This window comes from Herbaspirillum sp. GW103 (genome assembly GCF_000261365.1).
GTDB lineage: Bacteria > Pseudomonadota > Gammaproteobacteria > Burkholderiales > Burkholderiaceae_D > Herbaspirillum.
In genome coordinates this window covers 456,224-476,192 of record NZ_AJVC01000003.1, presented here as the reverse complement: position 1 = coordinate 476,192, position 19,969 = coordinate 456,224, and the positions used below count along the sequence as shown (strand labels likewise).

20 protein-coding genes are annotated in these 19,969 nt (G+C 62.7%); 9 read left to right on the top strand and 11 right to left on the bottom strand.

Features of this window, described 5'->3' with window-relative positions; translation table 11 throughout:
* Entirely contained in the window at positions 1-885 is an 885-nt protein-coding gene (locus tag GWL_RS05660; protein ID WP_008327623.1) for a MurR/RpiR family transcriptional regulator, read from the bottom strand.
* A 157-nt stretch (positions 886-1,042) separates the two neighbouring features.
* Between GWL_RS05660 and GWL_RS05655 the strand changes: the two genes are divergently transcribed.
* Together GWL_RS05655 and GWL_RS05650 are read left to right on the top strand one after the other, a co-directional pair.
* Complete coding sequence (locus tag GWL_RS05655) at positions 1,043-2,335, top strand: amino acid deaminase (RefSeq protein WP_008327621.1); 1,293 nt, start codon at positions 1,043-1,045, stop codon at positions 2,333-2,335.
* 21 nt (positions 2,336-2,356) lie between these two features.
* Complete coding sequence (locus GWL_RS05650) at positions 2,357-3,280, top strand: sugar kinase (protein WP_008327619.1); 924 nt, start codon at positions 2,357-2,359, stop codon at positions 3,278-3,280.
* 27 nt (positions 3,281-3,307) lie between these two features.
* Here GWL_RS05650 and GWL_RS05645 read toward each other — a convergent pair whose 3' ends face one another.
* Together GWL_RS05645 and GWL_RS05640 are read right to left on the bottom strand one after the other, a co-directional pair.
* Positions 3,308-4,639 carry a tetratricopeptide repeat protein gene (locus GWL_RS05645; RefSeq protein ID WP_008327617.1) on the bottom strand — a complete coding sequence of 444 codons (1,332 nt, stop codon included), beginning with the start codon at positions 4,637-4,639 and terminating at the stop codon, positions 3,308-3,310.
* Positions 4,640-4,768: 129 nt separating this feature from the next.
* The gene (locus GWL_RS05640) at positions 4,769-6,310 is read right to left on the bottom strand and encodes a PLP-dependent aminotransferase family protein (RefSeq protein WP_034350149.1); all 1,542 of its coding nucleotides are present in this window, start codon (positions 6,308-6,310) and stop codon (positions 4,769-4,771) included.
* 176 nt (positions 6,311-6,486) lie between these two features.
* Here GWL_RS05640 and GWL_RS05635 point away from each other — a divergent pair, with 176 nt between their 5' ends.
* The 3 genes from GWL_RS05635 (at position 6,487) to GWL_RS05625 (ending at position 9,204) form a co-directional block, all read left to right on the top strand.
* Entirely contained in the window at positions 6,487-6,855 is a 369-nt protein-coding gene (locus tag GWL_RS05635) for a hypothetical protein (RefSeq protein WP_008327614.1), read from the top strand.
* A 146-nt stretch (positions 6,856-7,001) separates the two neighbouring features.
* A complete protein-coding gene (locus tag GWL_RS05630; RefSeq protein ID WP_008327612.1) occupies positions 7,002-8,489 on the top strand; it encodes a sensor domain-containing diguanylate cyclase in 1,488 nt (495 codons plus the stop codon).
* Positions 8,490-8,493: 4 nt separating this feature from the next.
* Positions 8,494-9,204 carry an alpha/beta fold hydrolase gene (locus GWL_RS05625; RefSeq protein ID WP_008327610.1) on the top strand — a complete coding sequence of 237 codons (711 nt, stop codon included), beginning with the start codon at positions 8,494-8,496 and terminating at the stop codon, positions 9,202-9,204.
* A 27-nt stretch (positions 9,205-9,231) separates the two neighbouring features.
* Here GWL_RS05625 and GWL_RS05620 read toward each other — a convergent pair whose 3' ends face one another.
* From GWL_RS05620 to GWL_RS05585, 8 genes are all read right to left on the bottom strand, one after another.
* On the bottom strand, positions 9,232-9,717 hold the full coding sequence (locus tag GWL_RS05620) for a hypothetical protein (RefSeq protein WP_237713524.1): 486 nt from the start codon (positions 9,715-9,717) through the stop codon (positions 9,232-9,234).
* A 238-nt stretch (positions 9,718-9,955) separates the two neighbouring features.
* Positions 9,956-10,816: a CDP-diacylglycerol--serine O-phosphatidyltransferase gene (gene pssA / locus GWL_RS05615; protein WP_008327606.1), complete on the bottom strand. Its 861-nt coding sequence runs from the start codon at positions 10,814-10,816 to the stop codon at positions 9,956-9,958.
* Between the two features lie 117 nt (positions 10,817-10,933).
* Positions 10,934-11,578 carry a phosphatidylserine decarboxylase gene (locus tag GWL_RS05610; RefSeq protein WP_008327605.1) on the bottom strand — a complete coding sequence of 215 codons (645 nt, stop codon included), beginning with the start codon at positions 11,576-11,578 and terminating at the stop codon, positions 10,934-10,936.
* A 192-nt stretch (positions 11,579-11,770) separates the two neighbouring features.
* The gene (locus GWL_RS05605; protein WP_008327598.1) at positions 11,771-12,301 is read right to left on the bottom strand and encodes a hypothetical protein; all 531 of its coding nucleotides are present in this window, start codon (positions 12,299-12,301) and stop codon (positions 11,771-11,773) included.
* A 121-nt stretch (positions 12,302-12,422) separates the two neighbouring features.
* Positions 12,423-13,214: an SIMPL domain-containing protein gene (locus tag GWL_RS05600; RefSeq protein WP_008327596.1), complete on the bottom strand. Its 792-nt coding sequence runs from the start codon at positions 13,212-13,214 to the stop codon at positions 12,423-12,425.
* 216 nt (positions 13,215-13,430) lie between these two features.
* The gene (ilvC, locus tag GWL_RS05595) at positions 13,431-14,447 is read right to left on the bottom strand and encodes a ketol-acid reductoisomerase (RefSeq protein WP_006712890.1); all 1,017 of its coding nucleotides are present in this window, start codon (positions 14,445-14,447) and stop codon (positions 13,431-13,433) included.
* Between the two features lie 78 nt (positions 14,448-14,525).
* On the bottom strand, positions 14,526-15,017 hold the full coding sequence (ilvN, locus tag GWL_RS05590; RefSeq protein WP_008327594.1) for an acetolactate synthase small subunit: 492 nt from the start codon (positions 15,015-15,017) through the stop codon (positions 14,526-14,528).
* A gap of 1 nt (position 15,018) precedes the next feature.
* Complete coding sequence (locus GWL_RS05585; protein WP_008327593.1) at positions 15,019-16,737, bottom strand: acetolactate synthase 3 catalytic subunit; 1,719 nt, start codon at positions 16,735-16,737, stop codon at positions 15,019-15,021.
* A 545-nt stretch (positions 16,738-17,282) separates the two neighbouring features.
* Here GWL_RS05585 and GWL_RS05580 point away from each other — a divergent pair.
* The 4 genes from GWL_RS05580 (at position 17,283) to GWL_RS05565 (ending at position 19,908) form a co-directional block, all read left to right on the top strand.
* Positions 17,283-17,861 (top strand): RNA polymerase sigma factor, encoded by a 579-nt coding sequence (locus tag GWL_RS05580; protein WP_008327591.1) that lies wholly within the window; start codon positions 17,283-17,285, stop codon positions 17,859-17,861.
* Entirely contained in the window at positions 17,858-18,265 is a 408-nt protein-coding gene (locus GWL_RS05575) for a DUF3619 family protein (RefSeq protein ID WP_008327590.1), read from the top strand. Before GWL_RS05580 ends, GWL_RS05575 begins: the two co-directional genes overlap by 4 nt.
* Positions 18,266-18,269: 4 nt before the next feature.
* Entirely contained in the window at positions 18,270-19,130 is an 861-nt protein-coding gene (locus GWL_RS05570) for a DUF3106 domain-containing protein (protein WP_008327589.1), read from the top strand.
* A gap of 253 nt (positions 19,131-19,383) precedes the next feature.
* Positions 19,384-19,908 (top strand): RDD family protein, encoded by a 525-nt coding sequence (locus tag GWL_RS05565; RefSeq protein ID WP_008327588.1) that lies wholly within the window; start codon positions 19,384-19,386, stop codon positions 19,906-19,908.
* Positions 19,909-19,969: the final 61 nt, after the last annotated feature.

Sequence of the window (19,969 nt, the reverse complement as noted above, 5' to 3'; positions counted from 1 at the left end):
TCAGTCTCCCAGTGGCTGGTGCAGGTCGCCGCCGCCGCGATGGGCATCGAGCACGTACTTGAGGCGGCGCAGGCGTTCCTGGCTGCTTTCCTTGTGCAGCAAGGCCAGCTCCAGCACCAGCATGTCCAGCGTCGCCATCATGGCGTAGCGCGACGAGGATGGTTTGAAAATCAGGTCGGTTTCCAGCGTCTTGATGGGCAGCAGCACATCGGCCATCTTGGCCAGCGGCGAACCCAGCGCGGTAATGGCGATGAGCTTGACGCCGTATTCGCGCGCCACCTCGCAACTGGCCAGCAGCTCCGGTACGCTGCCGGTGGTCGAGAAGACCAGCAGCACGTCCTCCTTGTCGAGGGTCGCCGCCACCATCTTCTGCAACACCGCATCGTGATAGGTCGCCACCGGACGGCCCAGGCGCACCAGGCGATAGCGCGCCTCGTCGGACATCATGGTGGAGCCGCCGCCCATGCCGAAGCAGTAGATCATGCGCGCACCCAGCAGCAGGTACGCGGCTTGCATCAGCATTTCCGGATTGAGCATGGCGCGGTTGAGCTCCAGCACGGCATGGATGTCGCGATACACCACGTCGGCCAGTTCGGGCGGCTGGTCCGAGGGCACCGTCCTGGCGCCATCGAAGAAACGCTGTCCCACGGCCACCGCCTGCGCCAGCAGGAACTTGAACTCGCGCACGTCGCGGCACCCCATGGCCTTGGCAAAGCGCGTTACGCTGGCCACCGACACACCGGCCTTCTCGGCCAGTTCGCCGATGCTGGCACTGGCAGCGGCGGCGAGATCGCCGAGGATCGCTTCAGCCACCTTCTGTTCGGCCAGGCGCAAGGTGCTGCTGCGCTCGGTGATGCGGGAAATGATGTCCAATGTCTGTGCCATGGGAAGAAAAATTCAGTCTGCGGGAATGGGCGGGCGATCAAACCAGCGACCCCGGAAGGCGCCGCGGAAACAATTTATGTTATTTACTAACACGGCGTAAACATAGTAAATTCAAGGATATTATTACGTCAATCCTAATTTCACAGGAATTAAAGCGATGAGTGATACAAACTACCAGAACCAGTTTCAGGCCGGCATGATCGATCCGCTCAACAAGGGGCTGGGCGCACTGACCCAACCGCTGACGCCGCAACAGGGTGGCAACGTGCGCTGGAACCTGCTCAATGAAGACATCAGCCTGCCGGCCGCGGTGTTGTATGAGGAAAAGATCGCCCACAACCTGAAGTGGATGCAGGATTTCGTCGGCCAGTACAAGGTCAGACTGGCCCCGCACGGCAAGACCACCATGGCACCCAAGCTGTTTGCGCGCCAGCTCGACACCGGTGCCTGGGGCATCACCCTGGCCACCGCGCACCAGACCCTGGCCGCTTATCACCACGGCGTGCGCCGCGTGATCATGGCCAACCAGCTAGTGGGCAAGCGCAACATGGCCATCATCTCCGAATTGCTGGCCGATCCCTCCTTCGAATTCTTCTGCCTGGTCGATTCGGCTGCACTGGCCGATCAACTGGGCCGCTTCTTCGCCGAGCGCAAGCAAACCCTCAACGTACTGCTGGAACTGGGGCCCGCGGGCGGTCGCACCGGCGTGCGCGATGAAGCGCAACAGCAGGCGGTACTTGCAGCCATTGCGCGCTGGGACAGCATTGCCCTGGCTGGCGTGGAAGTGTATGAGGGCGTGCTCAAGGAAGAGGTCGACATCCGCCGCTTCCTGCAACGCGCGGTAGCCTGCCTGCAGGACCTGTCCACGCAAGGCCACCTGGCGCGCCGCCTGACGCAGGGTCCGGCGATACTGACCGGGGCCGGCTCGGCCTGGTACGACGTGGTGGCCGAAGAATTCGGCCAGGCCGACATCGGTGCGGCGCTGGAAGTGGTGCTGCGCCCGGGCTGCTATCTCACCCATGACGTGGGCATCTACCGTGCCGCGCAATCGCAGATCCAGGTGCGCAATCCGGTGGCGCACAGCATGCGCAGCCAGTTGCAACCTGCGCTGCAACTGTGGGCCTACGTGCAATCGATTCCCGAGCGCGACAAGGCCATCATCGCCCTGGGCAAGCGCGACGCCGCTTTCGACGCCGGCCTGCCGGCCCCGGTCACGCGCTTCCGCCCGGGCCAGGATACGCAACCGCAAGCCACCCCGTCCCACTGGGAAGTGACCGGCATGATGGACCAGCACGCCTATCTGAAGATTGCCGAGGGAGACGACATCCAGGTCGGCGACATGATCGCCTTCGACATCTCGCACCCCTGCCTGACCTTCGACAAGTGGCGTCACCTGGTGGTGGTGGACCAACGCTTCGATGTCATCGACATCGTGCAGACCTTCTTCTGATCGCCACGGAGAAGACCTGCAATGAGCAAACCCATCCTCGCCTACGGCGAAGCCATGGTGGAATTCAACCAGCGCATCGAGACCCCGCGCCAGTACCTGCAGGGCTTTGGCGGCGACACCTCCAACTTCGCCATCGCCGCCGCCCGCCAGGGCGCGGTATCTGGCTATGTCAGCGCGGTGGGCGACGACCATTTCGGCCAGGACCTGCTGGACCTGTGGCGGCGCGAGAACGTCGATGTGCAGCACGTGAGCATGGAGGCCGGCGCCAGTACCGGCCTGTATTTCGTCACGCACGATGCGCAGGGCCATCACTTCCACTATCGTCGCGCCGGTTCGGCTGCCAGTCGCTATCGCGCAGCCGATCTGCCCTTGCAGGCCATCGCCGGCGCCGGTGCGCTGCACCTGTCAGGCATCAGCCTGGCCATCAGCGAGAGTGCCTGCGAGGCCGGGCTGGCAGCGATGGTCCAGGCGCGCGCAGCCGGCGTGACCACTTCGCTGGATACCAACCTGCGGCTGCGCCTGTGGCCGCTACCACGCGCCCGCGAGAAGATGGCCGCCGCCTTGCGTCTCTGTGATGTCTGCCTGCCGAGCTGGGAAGATGTCTCGATGCTGACGGGTCTGAATGATCGCGACGCCATCGTCGATCAGTTGCTGGCCTACGGGGTGAAGCTGGTGGCCTTCAAGTTGGGGCAGGAAGGCTGCTACGTCGCCACGTCGGAGCAGCGCCGCATGGTGGCCCCCTATCCGGTCCAGGCACTGGACGCCACCGGTGCAGGTGACTGCTTTGGCGGGGCCTTCATGGCCGAGCTGATGGCCGGGCGCGATCCCTTCCAGGCGGCACGCTATGCCAATGTCGCAGCCGCCCTCTCCACCACCGGTTACGGTGCGGTGCAGCCCATCCCCTATCGTGACCAGGTAGAAGCGGCACTCACGGCAGCGGCCTGATCGAAGCCCTGCGCAGTGGCCGCCGGCTCACCGCCGGCGCGCCACGAACAGCATGCCCGCCACCGGCTGACGCACTTCCTCGCGCAAGACCTCGTCGCTCTGGTGCAGTACCTCCATGCCCGCGACCTGCAACAGGGACTGCACATAAGCGCGACCGTGGCGATAGCGTCCGCTGGCATGCAGGCAATAGCCTTCCTTGACCGCATCCTGCGGGGTCAGCACCTCCACCGTGAAGACGAAATGGCCGCCCGGCTTCAAGGCCGTGGCGACAGCCGTGAAGACGTTCTGCAGATCGCCGAAATAGATCATCGTATCGGCTGCCGTGACCAGGTCGCAGGATTGCGGATGCCGTTGCAGGTAATCGCTGATCTCGGCTTTTTCCAGTTGATCGTAGTAGCCGGTGGCAGCAGCCTTCTGCAGCATCTTGCCGGCCAGGTCGACACCGGTCAGATGACGCGAACAGGGCCGCAGATGAACACCGCACAACCCGGTGCCGCAGCCGATGTCGACGGTGGCGCACTGGCCGGCCGCTGGTGCTGCCAGCGCTACGCCCTGAGCAATCAGGCCGGGGCCGCGATAGCCCAGACTGTCCAGCAGATTGGCCTCGAAGGTCTCGGCATAACGGTCGAAGTGCGATTCGATGTAGCGGTCCGAGGCGCGCATCGGCACATCATGCTGCGAGCAGGCCGCCAGCATGTGGGCGGCAATCGGATTGTCGGGTTCGCTGTCACGCCAGGCACGATAGGCTTGTGCAGCCTCTTCCAGGCGACCCAGGAAGTAGAAGGAAATCCCGACCATCTCCCAGGACTTGCCCTCCATCGGCGGCAGCACATAAGCGCGGCACTGGTAGTGCGAGGCCTGCATCTTGTCCCCTGCCGCCTCGAAGAGATTGCCCAGGTGCAGCAGCGCCGGCAGAAATTCCGGCGCAATCTCGACGGCGCGCCGGAAGGCGGCGATGGCCTCGTCGCGGCGCCCCTGCTGCAGGTGCGCGGCCCCCAGGTTGTTCCAGATCATGTGATCCGCAGGCGTGATCTCCAGCGCGGCGCCATAGGCCTGGGCCGCACCGTCCAGTTCGCCCAGCGCAAAGAGCACATTGCCCAGGTCGTTGTGCCAGGCGGCATTGTCGGGTTCGAGGGCGCTGGAGAGCTCCAGCTTGTCCAGCGCCTCGGCATGACGCCCGGCCTGGTGCAGCCAGATGCCGTAGAAGTGCAGCGCTACCGGTTCGATGGGATCGTCTTCCAGCACCGCTTCGTAGACGACGCGCGCCTCCTCCAGGCGCCCGGCCATGTGGGCGTCGATGGCCGCATTCAGGCGGGCCGCGTGCGATTGCTGGATGTGCGTGGTCTGCTGCTCAGGCATGGCCTGCTCCCCCCTCGTAAAGCGCGTGAGGCGCGGGACGGACTGTCCGCGCTCTTTACATGTCTTTACAAGTCTGCAGCAGACTGCCCTTTCGGGCAATGCCTGATTCTCCTGAATTCCTGCTTGCCGCTAGGGAAAGGCCAGGCTGTGGCCGATGCTGCCCAGGCGGCGCAAGGCCTGGTCCAGTTCACGGGTGAAGGGATGGCCACAGCAGATGCGCAAAAAATGACCGTAACGGTTGGAATTGGAAAAGATGGCCCCCGGCGAGACCCCCACGCCTTCCACCAGCGCCCGCTCGAACAGCTGCTGCGAGCAGACCTGCACCGGCAGTTCCACCCACAGCCCCACGCCGCCATTGGGCACATTCAGGCGCGTGCCTTCCGGGAAATAGGCCGCAATCGACTCGGCCATGCGCTCGCGCTGCTCCTTCAACAACTGCCGCAGGCGGCGCAGATGGCGGTCATAGGCCGGGCTGGCGATGAAATCGGCGGCGGTGACCTGGGTCCACTCCTCGTTGGCGCGGGTATGGGTGAACTTGAGCATCTTGACCCGCTCATGCCAGCGTCCGCCATTCATCCATCCCAGCCGCATGCCCGGGGCCAGCACCTTGTTCAACGATGCGCAATAGATCACATTGCCGCTGCGGTCACGACTCTTGAGGCTGGAAGGCGGCACGTTGCCATCGGCCAGCTCGGTGTAGGCGTCGTCCTCGATGAGGGGCAGGCGCAATTCTTCACATAGCCTGACCAGCCGGTCCTTGTGCTCCTCGGGCATGATGCAGCCCAGCGGATTTTGCAGGTTGGGTACCACCACCACCCCCTTGATGTTGCCGTAGCTGCGCACTGCCAGCTCCAGCGCATCCACCGAGATGCCGGTGTGCGGACTGGTCGGGATTTCCAGCGCCTTCATGCCCAGGTTTTCCAGTGCCTGCAGCAGACCGAAATAAGTGGGCGACTCCACCGCAATGGTGTCTCCCGGTCCGGCCACGGCACGCAGGGCCAGGTTGAGCGCCTCGATACAACCGTGGGTGACGACCACTTCTTCATGATCGATGCGCATGCCGTGATGCAATGCGCGCCGCGCCACCGCCTGGCGGAAGGTGGCGTTGCCGTTGTGCGGCATGGCGCTGGTGAGCAGTTCGGGCCGCTCGCGCAGGGCGCGCATGGCGGCCTGCTTCAAGGTCTCCACCGCATACAGCTCGGGGGCACAGGTCATGCCGGAGAGGTCGATGCGGGGCGCGCCGCTCTGGCGCAGGGCGATGTACTTGGAGACCTTTTCATGGATGCCGACATACTGCTCGGGATCGATGGCCATCAGGCTCTTGGGCTCCTGCACCGGTCGGATCGCCGAGCGGCGCGGCTGGCGCACGAAATAGCCGGAACGCGGACGTGCTTCCAGCCAGCCGCCCTCTTCCATATGCCGCAGCGTCTGCAGGGCCGTCGACAGGCTCACCTGGTGCTGGCGCATGAGATCGCGCACCGACGGCATACGGTCACCCGCCACCAGCGTGCCGGTCTGGATGGCGCCCTGGTAATGCCCGGCCAGACGCCGGTACAGCGGCTGACGGCCGGGGCCGGAGTCGGAATCGGGAGCGGCGGCAAGCGCCGAGGCGGGAGTGCCCGGCGGCGGTGCCGCAGGCTGCAGGTCGGGGAGGAGCAGGCTGGTATCCATAACAGTCATCATCGTCCTGAGGTCGGAACCGAAACAGATACAGAGTAGGCGAAAAGCAGGGATAACAGAGCAAAAACAATCAGCCTGTTACGCAGCAGAGTGAATTTTCCTGTGCCTGTTGCGCCTGCATCGTCCTCCCTAGACTGCAGGCTGACCCATTCGACAAGGAGAACACCATGACTGCCCCGCTTCCTGCCCGCACCACCGTCCAGGTCCTGCCACTGGCGATGGGCCAGCATCTGCAACTGTGGCTTCCTGCGGGCAGCCAGCTGCTCTGCCAGGCCCCACAGGTATGCGTGACCGAATCGGCGCAGTGGCAAGGCGAACGCCTGGTCAGCCGCCACACCCGGCTGGCCGATGGCGAGCAGATGGTGCTGGCGCATGAGGGCTGGATCGGCATCCTGGCCCCGCAAGGCGGCGAGCTGTTGTGCCTGCGGCCGCTGCGACAGCCCTGGTCTGACCGCCTGCCGGGCTGGCTGCGTGGCATGCGGCGCTGGGCGGCCAGCCGCCGCGTACGGGATGCCGGATGTGCAAAGCCGATGTGATCGAAATTAACTTTTAGTTAATAAATACGCATCTGGATCAGGATTTCAGCGATAAAGTTGCGCAAAACGGAAAAACCGGGGTGGGAAGTAATGCAGAAGTTTCCGTAAAACCATTACACTTCATCATCAGCAAAAGATGAAGTGTCATGCAGAACGAATCCTCCCCCGCTCGCCCCGTTCCGACTCTTTCCGAACAGGAGACTTTCGACCTGACCCCCGTTTCCTTGTGGAAAGAGGATTACAGCGGCTTGAAGCGGCTGTTCGACCAATGGCGCGCCGACGGCGTGACCGACCTGCGCAGCTACCTGAGCCAGGATCCCCGCCGGGCGCAGGCCTGCGCCATGCAGATCCGCGTGGTCGCGGTCAACCGTCGCACCCTGGAATGGTATGAAGCGCGCGACCTGGCGCATCTGGTGGCGAACCTGGACAAGGTGTTCCGGGATGACATGATCGACACCTTCATCGACGAGATGGTGCAGTTATGGGAAGGCCGCAGCACCTTTTCCAGTTATACCGTGAATTACACCCTGGGCGGCAAGCGTCTGGACATCCAGCTCTCCGGCCGCATCATGCCCGGCAGTGAAGAGAGTTGGGATTACGTCCTGCTGGCCATCGAGAACGTGACCGAACGCGAAACCGCGCGCAAGAAACTCTCGCGCAGCGAAAACTATGCGCGCGGCTTGTTTGAATATTCACCCATCTCGCTGTGGGTGGAAGATTTCAGCGCAGTCAAGCGCCTCTTCGACGACCTGCATCGCATCGGCATCACCGATTTCCGCACCTTCACGGATGTGCATCCGGAATTCGTGGAACGCTGCATGCAGGAGATCCGCGTCATCGACGTGAACCTGCAGACGCTGTCCATGTTCGGCGCGCCGGACAAGGCGACCTTGCTCTCGCGCCTGTCCGACGTGTTCCGCGACGACATGCGACCGCATTTCAACGAACAGTTGATCGAGCTGTGGAACGGCAACCTGCTGCACCACCGCGAAGTGGTCAACTACTCTCTCACCGGCGAGACCCTGCACGTGCACCTGCAATTCTCGGTCTTCCCCGGTCACGAGAACAACTGGGACCTGGTGCTGGTGGCCCTGACCGACATCACCGCCCGCAAGAAGGCCGAAGCCTATCTCGAATTTCTCGGCAAGCACGATGAACTGACCAAGCTGCACAATCGCGCCTACATGGTCGATGAACTGAACCGCCTGGAGCGCAAGGGACCGTTCCCGGTCAGCGTGATCGTGGCCGATCTCAATGGCTTGAAGCAAGTCAACGATGAGCTGGGCCATGCCACCGGCGACGCCCTGCTGCGGCGCGTGGGCGAAGTGCTGGGCAAGGCGGTGGAACGTCCCGGCAGCGTGGCGCGCACCGGCGGTGACGAATTCGCCATCCTGCTGCCGGCCACCGACGAGCGTGGCTGCCAGTTGCTGATGGAACAGATCGAGAAACTGGTCGAAGTGAACAATCAGTACTACTCGGGCATGCCGCTGAGCCTGTCCATGGGCGCCGCCACCGGCGCTCCCGGCGAGCGCCTGGAGCAGGTGGTGCAGCGGGCGGACAGCCTGATGTATGAAGCAAAACACCATTATTACGCCAGCACGCCCGGCGTCGAACGGCGCCACCCGGACGACTGACATCGTGCCGGCGCCTGAACCCTGTGCACGTGAAGAACTGACCCTGGCGGTCGGTGCGGAAACGCTGGCAGCCGATATCCTGGGCAGCACGGTGGGCCAGTCGGTTCACACCTTGGTACTGCATGGTGCCGGACAAGGCGATCGCCAGCGTCAGTGGCCCTTGCGCCAGTCCCTGGCCGCACGCGGTTGCGCCAGTGCGGCCATCGACTTTTCCGGCCATGGGCAGAGCAGCGCCCTGCTACCCAATTCCCTGACCAAACGCCTGGACGAAGCGCAGGCCGCCCTGGATCGCTTGACGGTCGCTCCCCGTACCGTCGTGGGCGTGAGCATGAGCGGCGAGATCGCTTTGCGCCTGGCCTGCCGGCCGGACAACCAGATCACCCATGTGGTTACCCTGGTGGGGGCGCTCTACGATGGTGCAGCCTTCGCCCTGCCCTTCGGACCAGCCTTCAGCGCCGCCTTGCGACGGCCACACAGCTGGCGCGACGCCGATCTGCTGCCGATGATGCACGCCTATCGCGGACGACTGACCCTGATTCGCGCCGCCGAGGATGCCGTCATTCCGGCGGAGATCGCCGAACTGATCCGCCAGCACGCCACCTCGGCCAGCCACTGCCGCATCATCGACCTGCCGGGTGTGGATCACCGCATCAGCGAACGCAGCGCCCAGGACCCCGCACTGTGTAGCCATCTGGCCACACTCATCGCCGCTTGAACGCACTGAAAGAAAAAGGGAACGGACTCAGGCCGTCGTCGAGATCAGGCCGCCGACCACGCTCTGATTGACGATGTCTTCGACGATGGAACCGGTCAGGTCGGGATTGGACTTGAGCAGCAAGGACAGCGGCGAAGCCAGGGCCTGTCCGCTGAACATGCCGGAGCCGTCGTAGATGCCCGTGTTGGAAGAAGAAGGGACGGAAATGCTGCCCAGCACACCCTGGTAATAGGATTGGGTGGCCTCGGTCTGCGTGCTGTCCGGGGTGCTCACCGGCGTACCGGCACTGACAAAGCTGTCGAACAGACCGGCAGCATTGTAGGTCAGCCCGGCATTGTCGGCCGAGCCGCCTCCCAGAGTGACGATCACCGAAGCATCCGTCGACAGCGCGACCGCCTGAGCCAGGGCCGCAGGGTTGTTGGCTGGCTTGACCGGATTGCCGGGGACGACACCGGCAGGCAGGCCGTAGGGGTCGGAACCGCCGAGGGTTGTCAATGAAGTATCGATGGCCATGTTCATGCCGCCAATGTGGAATATGCAGGAAAAGACTGCTACCCGTCGATTCTAGGCAACTCCGGGGGCATGGGCAAGGCCGGGCATGGTCAGATGTCGCTGCTGTTTCCTTCAGTTACATTTTCCGATGTCTGAATGGAAACGATAAAAACCGATAGCCCCGATAGCCAGCGAAAAAACACCCGGCCTGAGCCGGGTGTATCGCCTTGTCTTTTTACTGCCCTACAAGAAAACCGGATCAATGCGGGGCATCGCCGTGCTCATCCGTGGTCTGCACGATGCTGACCGGCTTGCCCTTCATGCGGCGCCAGACATAGACGCCATAGCCGGACAGGCCATACAGCACGAACAGTCCGAACAATACCTTGGACGGGTCGCTGGAAATGAGCACCAGTGCCACCACCACCAGCAGCGCCGCAATGAAGGGCACCGGCTTGCGGAAGTTGACATCCTTGAAGCTGTAGAACGGCACATTGGTGACCATGGTGATGCCGGCGTAGAGGGTAATGACCCAGGCGTACCAGCTCAGGTCGGTACCGGCAAAGCGCAGGTCATCCATCAGCCAGACGAAACCGGCCACCAGGGCGGCCGCGGCCGGGCTGGGCAAGCCCTGGAAGTAGCGCTTGTCGACCACGGCGATGTTGGTATTGAAGCGGGCCAGGCGCAGCGCACCGCCGGCGCAGTAGACGAAGGCCGCCAGCCAGCCCAGCTTGCCCATGCCGCGCAGCGACCATTCATAGACCACCAGCGCCGGCGCGGCGCCGAAGGAGACCATGTCGGACAAGCTGTCGTACTGGGCGCCGAATTCGCTTTGGGTATTGGTCATGCGGGCCACGCGACCATCCAGGCTGTCCAGCACCATGGCCACGAAGATGGCGATGGAGGCATAGTCGAACTTGAGGTTCATGGCCATCACGATGGCGTAGAACCCGCAGAAGAGCGCCGCCGTGGTGAAGGCGTTGGGCAACAGGTAGATGCCGCGCGAGCGCCGCCGCGCCACTACCTGCCCGGCCTCGTCCAGTTGCGCGACCTTGGGGCGGCGCAGGGATTTCGGGAAGGGAATGCCGGGCTTGGCCTTGCGTCGTCGTAATGTGGGCATCGATATCTATCAGTGAGGAGGACGGAAATCGCAGTACGCAGTCTGCGCTTGGGCCTCATCCGTGGTACCGCTGCAAGCGCATGCAGGGGTGGCCGCGGTGAGGCCTTCGTGGTGTGATCAGAGTTCGGCCAGAATGGTTTCGGTGGCCGAGACCTTTTCACCGACGGTGACCTTGGGGGTGGCCGTCAGCGGCAGGTACACGTCCACGCGCGAACCGAAACGGATGAAGCCATAGCGCTGACCACGGGCCAGGGTGTCGCCGGCCTTCACGTAGCAGAGGATACGGCGGGCGATCAGGCCAGCCACCTGCACGCAGGTCACGCTGTGGCCGCTGGTGGTGGTGATGGCCAAGGCGTTGCGTTCGTTTTCCAGCGAGGCCTTGTCGAGGTCGGCATTGACGAACCTGCCGGGGAAGTACTGCACCTTCTCGATCTTGCCATCCACCGGGGCACGGTTGGAATGGACGTTGAAGACGTTCATGAAGACGCTGATCTTCAGGGCTTCGCGGTCAGTGTAGGGATCATGGGCACGGGCCACCACAACGATGCGGCCATCGGCCGGGGACAGCACGGCATTGGCGGCTTGCGGGATGACGCGCGGCGGGTCGCGGAAAAACTGCAGCACGAACAGCGCGATGATCCACAGCGGGAAGGACCAGGCGCCACAGAAATAGCTTGCCAGCGCTGCCACGACCACGGCGATGGTCAGGAAGGGCCAGCCTTCGCGGGCGATGATGGGATGGGGATAGTGGTTATTGTTCAATGTTGCTCCAGGGATCGCGCGGTACTCGCGGAAAGTTCAAAAGTAAAAGCGTGCCTATTCTAGTCCAGCGCCCGTTAAATGCAATGAAATGCACCGCCACCAGGCCGGTGGCGGTGCATCTCGGGCCATTGAGCACAATGTTTCGAGGCGCCGCACGACATGAGCCGGGCCATCCGGGCCCGGCGGACCGCCTCAGCGCGGTTGCGGGCGCGAGAAGCTCAGCTTGAGCTCATTGCGCGCCAGGCCGCGCGGACCGGTCAGCTGCATCTGTCCGATCAGAATCGTCACTTCGGCGTCGGCGTAGTCCAGGCCGGTGACTTCCGTGATCTGGCGCAAGTCGCCCTGACGGCGCTCCTGCGGCTCGTCGGCGATGATGCCCGGGGGCTCTTTCGCCAGCGGCGCACAAGCCTTCACATCGTTGACCAGGCGCTGATAGGCGCGGCCCATGTCGGCCGGCGTGGGATAGCGCCAGATGCAGGTATAGACCGAGGAATTGTCGGCAATGGCGCAACTCTCGGCACCATCGAGCATGAAGTTGGACAGATAGATCGGGCCGCGCTTCTCGCTCTTCATGACGGAATCGGGGCCGTCTTTCTTCCAGCCGTCAAAATGCGACTGCGACTGCTGGTGGATGGCGCGCAGGTCGGCACAGATGTCGGCATGGGCCGTGCTGGCCACCAGGGCGGTGAAGAGCGGCAGGAGCAGCTTGGTGAAGGTCCGCATGATGAGATGATCTTCTTGAAACGGAAAGGGAGGCCGATTATAGCCTCCCTCCCCTGCCAACCCGAGCGGGTTGACGATTCTTGATATGAAGCGTTCGGACCGAACGCTTCGGTTCATTGGCTTACTTGAAGCGCACCTTGCCCACCAGGCGCATGTTGACGGTGGATTCACCCGGCTCAAAGCTGGGCTCGGCGACCGACGTACTTTCCTGCGCCATGTCCGAACGCATCATGGCCTTGGCCATCATGGGCGCGGGCGCCGCTGCGGCATAGTTGCCGGAGCCTTCGAAGTCCACGGTTTCAACCACCGCATCCGATGGCGCACGGTACATGGCATGGGCGATGAAGCCGATGCGCTCTTCCAGGTTGCGATAGGTGGCATTGACCAGGGTCGCATCCAGCTTCCTGGCCGCTGCCGGGCTCAAGCCGAATTGCAGGCCATTGAGGCTCATCAGGGCCTGGGCTGAGGAGACGGTCTTGGGCAGCGCCGCCAGGTTCTCGGTGGTCATCTCCAGATACTGGCCGACCCGCCATCCCACGACCTGACGCGCCTTGGCCGGTTGACGGGGCTGCTGCGGCGTGACCTGCGGTGGTTCCGCATAGACCGCGTAGGTGTAATAACCGTAGCTCTTCAGCGCGGCCTGCGGATCCTGCCGCTTGAGGAGCTCGATGCCCTGCTTCATCTTCTGGTTCACGCGGGAGGCGGCGGCAGACTTGTCCTTGTCCTGCTCTTCGACCTGCAGGGTCACGCGCGCCTGATCGTTCGGTACGCTGATTTCGCCGCTGGCCGGGACCACGACCAGGGTGCCGGTGGTCGGGACAGTCGCCGGGGCGCTGTTCGATGTCTGCGCCTGGGCAGCGATGCAGGCCGTGGCCAGGACGGCGCCCAGCATCAGTTTGCGGGAAGGTGTCATAAGGGATCCTCTTTATTCTTGGTCGGTGACGGGGGTGATGATAGCTTCATCTGCCAAGCATCTACCCGGCACTTCGACGACATGTGTCAAGAATTGGTTCTTGGCCAAGTGCAACAAGCCGTAACGCAATGACCATGGGCGACACCGCACATGGACGAAAAAAAAACGCCACGGCGAACCGTGGCGTTTTCAGGGTCTTGCGCTGCCAGCGGCAGATCAGTTCTTGCTTTGATCGACCAGCTTGTTGGCCTTGATCCAGGGCATCATGGCGCGCAGCTTCTCGCCCACGATTTCGATCTGGTGTTCGGCGTTGATGCGACGACGCGACATCAGGGTCGGTGCACCGGCCTTGTTTTCCAGGATGAAGCTCTTGGCGTATTCGCCGGTCTGGATGTCTTCCAGCACCTTCTTCATGGCAGCCTTGCTTTCGGCGTTGATCACGCGCGGGCCGGTCACGTACTCGCCGTATTCGGCGTTGTTGGAGATCGAGTAGTTCATGTTGGCGATACCGCCTTCATAGATCAGGTCGACGATCAGCTTGAGCTCGTGCAGGCACTCGAAGTAAGCCATTTCCGGGGCGTAGCCAGCTTCGACCAGGGTTTCGAAACCGGCCTTGATCAGTTCCACGGTACCACCGCACAGCACGGCTTGTTCGCCGAACAGGTCGGTTTCGGTTTCTTCGCGGAAGTTGGTTTCGATGATGCCGGCACGGCCGCCGCCGTTGGCGGTGGCGTACGACAGGGCCAGGTCACGGGCGCTGCCGGACTTGTCCTGGTGCACGGCGATCAGGTGCGGCACACCGCCACCCTGGCTGTAGGTCGAACGCACGGTGTGGCCGGGGGCCTTGGGGGCGATCATGATGATGTCCAGGTCAGCGCGCGGCACGACCTGGCCATAGTGGATGTTGAAGCCGTGGGCGAAGGCGACGGTAGCGCCTTGCTTGGCGAAGGGCGCGACGTTTTCGGCATAGACCTGGCCGATGTTTTCGTCGGGCAGCAGGATCATGATGACGTCGGCATCCTTGACGGCGTCGTTGACTTCAGCGACCTTCAGGCCGGCCTTTTCAGCCTTGGACCAGGACGCACCGCCCTTGCGCAGACCAACGGTCACCTTCACGCCGGAATCCTTCAGGTTCAGGGCGTGGGCGTGGCCTTGCGAACCGTAACCGATGATGGTCACGTTCTTGTTCTTGATCAGGGACAGGTCTGCGTCTTTGTCGTAGAAAACTTTCATGATTTTTTCCTATGTTCCGAGTAACTCGAATTTGAATGTATGTGTATGTGTGTGATGCGTACTGCCTGGCGCGGTCGATCAGATCTTCAGGATCCGCTCGCCACGGCCGATGCCGGAGCCGCCGGTACGGACCGTTTCCAGGATCGCGGTGCGATCCAGGGCGTCGATGAAGGCGTCCAGCTTGCTCTTGGCGCCGGTCAGCTCGATCGTGTAGGTCTTTTCGGTGACGTCGATGATGCGGCCACGGAAGATATCCGCAGTGCGTTTCATCTCTTCCCGTTCCTTGCCCACTGCGCGCACCTTGATCAGCATCAGTTCGCGCTCGATGTGCGCGCCTTCGGTCAGATCGACGACCTTCACCACCTCGATCAGGCGATTCAGGTGTTTGGTGATCTGTTCGATCACATCATCCGAACCCGAGGTCACGATGGTCATGCGCGACAGGGTCGAATCTTCGGTGGGTGCAACGGTGAGCGTTTCGATGTTGTAGCCGCGTGCGGAGAACAGACCCACGACACGGGACAATGCGCCGGCTTCGTTTTCCAGCAGCACAGAAATGATATGGCGCATGTTAGAGATCCTCCGAACCCAGCAACATTTCAGTCAAACCCTTGCCCGCCTTGACCATCGGCCAGACGTTCTCGGTTTGATCCGTGATGAAGTTCATGAAGACCAGCCTGTCCTTCATGGCGAAGGCTTCGCGCAGCGCGCCGTCGACATCGCCCGGTTTCTCGATTTTCATGCCGACGTGGCCGTAGGACTCCGCCAGCTTGTTGAAGTCCGGCAGCGAATCCATGTAGGACTCGGAATAGCGCGAACCGTAGTCGATCTGCTGCCACTGGCGCACCATGCCCAGGAAGCGGTTGTTGAGCAGAATGATCTTGGGCGTCAGGTGATACTGCTTGCAGGTCGCCAGCTCCTGGATGCACATCTGGATCGAGGCTTCGCCGGTGATGCAGGCGACCGTCGCATCGGGGTTGGCCATCTGCACGCCCATGGCGTACGGCAGGCCCACGCCCATGGTGCCCAGGCCACCGGAATTGATCCAGCGGCGCGGCTTGTCGAAACCGTAGTATTGCGCAGCCCACATCTGGTGCTGGCCGACGTCGGAGGTGATGAAGGCATCGCCCTTGGTCACTTCCCACACCTTCTGCACCACCGATTGCGGCTTGATGAATTCGTCGGAGGTCGCGAACTTGAGGCAGTCACGCTTGCGCCATTCGTTGATCTGCTTCCACCAGGCATCCAGCGCCGCGCCGTTCTGGCGGGTCTCGGCCGAATCCAGTTGCGACAGCAGTTCCTGCAGCACGTCCTTGACGTTGCCCACGATGGGGATGTCGACCTTGACGCGCTTGGAAATCGACGACGGATCGATATCGATATGAATGATCTTGCGGGCATGCGAAGCGAAGTGCTTCGGGTTGCCGATCACGCGGTCATCGAAGCGCGCGCCGATGGCGATCAACACGTCGCAGTGCTGCATGGCCATGTTGGCTTCGTAGGTACCGTGCATGCCGGGCATGCCCACGAACTTGTCGCTGGACGAACGATAGGCGCCCAGACCCATGAGGGTATTGGTACAGGGATAGCCCAGGCGATCGACCAGCTTGTTGAGCTCCGGCGCGGCATTGGCCAGGATGATGCCACCGCCGGTATAGATCATCGGGCGCTCGGCCGACAGCAGCAGTTGCAGCGCCTTGCGGATCTGACCCGAGTGGCCCTTGTCGACCGGCTTGTAGGAACGCATTTCCACCGCCTTCGGATACTCGTAGGCGCAGGTGTGCATGGTGATGTCCTTCGGGATATCGACCAGGACCGGGCCGGGACGGCCGGTGGTGGCGATATAGAAGGCTTTCTTGACGGTTTCCGCCAGGTCCTTCACATCCTTCACGAGGAAGTTGTGCTTCACGCAGGGGCGGGTGATACCGACGGTGTCGCACTCCTGGAACGCGTCCTGGCCGATGGCGGTCGACGGCACCTGGCCGGAGATCACCACCATGGGAATCGAATCCATGTAGGCCGTCGCCAGGCCGGTGACCGCATTGGTCACGCCGGGGCCGGAAGTGACGATGGCCACGCCGACTTTCTGCGAGCTGCGCGAATACGCGTCAGCGGCATGCACGGCGGCCTGTTCGTGACGAACCAGGATGTGCTGGAATTTGTCTTGCTTGAAGATTGCGTCGTAGATGTAGAGGACGGCGCCACCAGGATAGCCGAAGACGTGTTCAACACCCTCTTCAGCCAGGCATCGGACGAGTATGTCCGCGCCGGTGAGTTGCTCAGCACTCATGCTGCTTCCTTTCAAGGTCCATTGGAAATTGATCGGATGTTCTCTCCTGACGGAATCGCATTCGTCGTCTTGCCGGCAGCATCCCTTTATTGTGCGGTCACGCCGTTTCTGCGCTCCAACCGTAGTGGAGTTTGAAACGCCGCTCAACGCGACTCGTTCAGCCTTGGATCAAGTTCGACTTTTACTGATTCCTCGCGCTTGTGGCACGGGTTAGAACAAACAAGCTTTAAACCTATAAAGCGTTTCCTCGCACCGGCACGACCTTATGTGAAGCACCGGCAAGGAACAAAAACGCCCCAGATGTGGGAGGCGGAGAACAGGACAGTAATGCGTTGCATCATTTTGGTCAAGCGAATTCCGGTGAAATCGTTGTCAATACTCGCGTTCGCCGACGCGGCCGCGGATAAACTTCAGGACAAGGAGGACCATTTTTGCTAGCATTCGGTCTGCTTTTTGACGATTTCTTGCATTTTTCGCATCTAGGCTGGCCAGGATGAAGGTTTTTAACTGATCTGGCCGGTGACCCATCCGGCACACCGTATTGCATGGCAACTGACAAAGAACTCTCCGATTTTCTTGAAAGTGTCGAACGCCGCGCCTTCAAACAGGCGGTGTATGCCGTGCGCAAGGATGAAGTGGCGCTGGACGTCGTTCAGGATGCAATGATCAAGCTGGCCGAGAAATACGGCGACAAGCCGGTCGAGGAACTGCCGATGCTGTTCCAGCGCATCCTGCAGAACACCATTCACGATTTCTTCCGCCGCGAAAAGGTGCGCAACACCTGGGTCAGCCTGTTCTCCAGCTTTGGCGGCAATGGCGGCGACGGCGAGGGCGGCGAGGATTTCGACCTGCTCGAGAGCCTGGAGTCGGCAGACGGCACGGAAGCGGCCGAATCCAGCGCCGACAAGGTCGAGCGCGAGCAGACCCTGAACCTCATCGATGCCGAGATACAAAAGCTGCCGACACGTCAACGGGAAGCGTTCCTGATGCGTTACTGGCAGGACATGGACGTGGCGGAAACAGCCGCCGCCATGGGTTGCTCCGAAGGTAGCGTCAAAACCCATTGCTCCCGCGCAACACACGCGCTGGCTCAAGCTCTCAGAGCCAAAGGAATCTCATTATGACCAACAAGGAAATGCAGTTCGCCTACAAGGTGAAGCTGGCGCTTGACGCCAATCTGGACAATCTGTCCGACGACACGTTGCAAAGCCTGGCGGCGGCCCGCCGCGTCGCGCTGGCGCGCAAGAAGCAGGCGCCGATCCACGTGCGCGTGCAGCAGCCCGTGCTGGCCGGTGCCCTGGGTGGCGCCATGATGTCATCCGAAAAACCGTCGTGGTGGAATCGCCTGGGCGTGGCTGCCCCGCTGCTGCTGGGCATCGTTCTGTTCGCCGGCATCTATCAGCACGAACACGCCAAGCGCGTGAGCTACCTGGCTGACATCGATGCGGCCGTACTCTCCGACGAGCTGCCGCTGTCGGCTTATCTGGATCATGGTTTCAACGCCTACCTGGCCGAAAAGGGACAATAAGACGATGCACAAGACCACCGGCACTGCTGCAAAGGCTTGCGTTCGCCCCTGGCGCATTGCGCTGGCGCTGGCGGTGCTGGCCGGTGGATTGAGCTGCGCCTGGACCGTGGCACAGAATGCGCCGGCGCAAAGCACCCCGACCGCTGCAGCACCGGCAGCAGCCAGCGTCACCCCGGCACCGGCTGCCGCCCCCGGCACAACAGCGACGACACCGTCCCCCGCGCCGGCAGCCGCTGCCACGCATGCCAACAAGTCGACCGGCAAGTCTGCTGCCCGCAAACCGGAGAACAAGCTGGCCTGGGCCAACCTGTCGCCCGCCCAGCGCCAGGCCCTGGAACCGCTGACCGGCGAATGGCCGCGCATGAGTGAGCTGCAGCGGGAAAAATGGCTGGAAATCGGCAAGCGCTACACCAGGATGAAGCCGGAAGCACAACAGCGCCTGCACGAGCGCATGCGCGACTGGGTCAAGCTCACGCCGGCCGAGCGCAGCGCCGCCCGTACCAATTACGCCCGCGCCAAGAAGCTGGATGCGGAAGAAAAGCACGAGCAATGGGCCAAGTACCAGCAGCTTTCCGAAGAACAGAAAAAGAAGCTGGCCGAATCCCGGCTGCCCAGACGCGTGGCCAAGTTGCCGACCTCGCCCTCTGCGGCAGCCCCGGCCATCCAGTTGCCCGCCGAGGCACTGGACCGGCCGTTGCCTGTCGTCCCCGCCCCCACCCCTGCCACAGCACCGGCGCCTGCGCTGGTGCCGGGCTCGCAAGCCACCCCGGTGCCCGCGATGGCGCCGACGGCATCGGCACCCACGACCGTGGCCGTCAGTGCAGCCGTCGTCCCTGGGACCACGGTATCGAACGATAGCAAGTAAGCCCGGGCAGATACTGCCCGCTTTCACCTGCTGCCCCTACCTTCTCGCCATTCCTGCCGCCGCCCCCCCCTGCATGCGGCGGCATTGGCACATCCATCGCCAGGACCACTCAGCGCATGATGCACATTCTTGCCCTGCCTCAAGCATGCGCATAGGCAAGCGCGCCTGATTGCATTACCATCTGGCGGCCATGTCGCTCACCACGCGCCGATGGCTTCAGATCACCTCATCCAGAACGGAATCCACAGGAACCATGCCGGAACTGACCACGCCCTCCCTGCGCCGCCGCATGAGCAGCATGCTCTATGAATCCATGCTGCTGTTTGGCGTGCTGTTCATGTCGGGCTGGCTGTTTTCGACACTGCTGCAGCAGCGCCACGCGCTTTACCTGCGTCATGCCCTGGAGGGCTGGCTGTTCCTGGTACTGGCGGCCTACTTCATCTGGTTCTGGACCCACGGCGGACAGACGCTGGCCATGAAGACCTGGCGTTTTCGCGTGGTCGACCGCGACGGCCTGCCGCTGCGCCCCTGGCGTGCCCTGCTGCGCTTCCTGCTGGCCTGGCTGTGGATACTGCCGGGCCTGGCGCTGGCTTCGCTCACGCGCAGCCAGGCCTGGTTGCTGTTTCTGATCCCCGCAGCCAACCTGCTGCTGTGGGCCATGACCGCGCGCATGGATCCGCATGGCCAGTTCCTGCACGACCGCCTGGCCGGCACCCGCCTGGTCGACCTCACGCCGCGCCCCCGGGCCGCCGACAGTCCGCCTGACGCCAAGTCATGAAGACGACATGAGCGCCCCGCCGCGCTCTGTTATGCTCTCGGCCGAAGGGTTGCAGCCGCAT